The sequence below is a fragment of the Pseudomonas sp. JV245A genome, assembly GCF_032424515.1.
In the GTDB taxonomy this organism is placed as follows: Bacteria; Pseudomonadota; Gammaproteobacteria; order Pseudomonadales; family Pseudomonadaceae; genus Aquipseudomonas; species Aquipseudomonas protegens.
Genome location: NZ_VYKE01000443.1, coordinates 1 through 885 on the forward strand (window position 1 = coordinate 1; position 885 = coordinate 885).

Genomic DNA, 885 nt, shown 5'->3' on the forward strand with positions numbered 1-885 from the left:
CGAGGCCCAGGACAAGAGGTTTGCAGATCATCGAACGAGCTCCATAAAGACCGGTGGCCACCTTAGCCAGCGCACTCCGTCAGAACTCCGTCGTCTTGATTACAAGTTTGTAATGGGCAAGCGCGCGTCGGGCGCCTAGCCTGTGCCGATCATTTCCGAGGTGCGCCATGCGTTTGCTGGTAGTTGAAGACGAAGCCAAGACCGCCCATTTCCTTGCCAAGGGCCTGGGAGAATCCGGCTTTGCCGTGGACGTGGCCCTGAACGGCCTGGACGGGCGCTATTTCATCGAGCAGCAGGAGTACGACCTGATCATCCTCGACGTCATGCTCCCCGGCCTCAACGGCTGGCAGTTGCTGCAACTGGTGCGCCAGCGCGGTGCCACCCCGGTGCTGTTCCTCACCGCCCGCGACGCTATCGAGGATCGGGTCCGCGGCCTGGAACTGGGCGCCGACGACTACCTGCTCAAGCCCTTCGCTTTTGCCGAGCTACTGGCCCGGGTGCGCACCCTGCTGCGCCGCGGACCGCTGCGCGAGGCCGAGTCCTTCAGCATCGCCGACCTGGAGATCGACGTGCTGCGCCGTCGCGTCAGCCGTGGCGGCCAGCGCATCGCCCTGACCAACAAGGAGTTCGCCCTACTGCACCTGTTGGCCAGCCGCCAGGGCGAAGTGCTGTCGCGGACCCTCATCGCCTCCCAGGTGTGGAACCTGAATTTCGACAGCGACACCAACATGGTGGAAGTGGCGGTACGAAGGTTGCGGGCCAAGGTCGACGACCCCTACATGCCCAAGCTGATCCACACCGTGCGTGGCGTCGGCTACCAGCTGGAAGCCCCGGATGAAGCGCTCTAGTTCCATCGCCTGGCGGCTGGCCCTGGCCTTTGCCGCG

At 64.4% G+C, this 885-nt stretch carries 1 protein-coding gene; it reads left to right on the top strand.

Annotated features, from left to right (window positions below; genetic code table 11):
- The first annotated feature begins 167 nt into the window (after positions 1–167).
- Entirely contained in the window at positions 168–848 is a 681-nt protein-coding gene (locus tag F6S12_RS32320; protein WP_011058580.1) for a heavy metal response regulator transcription factor, read from the top strand.
- Positions 849–885 lie beyond the last annotated feature (37 nt).

What these genes read in the sequence shown, in the direction of transcription:
- F6S12_RS32320 (WP_011058580.1), top strand. Translation starts at nt 168, where the DNA reads ATGCGTTTGCTGGTAGTTGAAGACGAAGCCAAGACCGCCCATTTCCTT.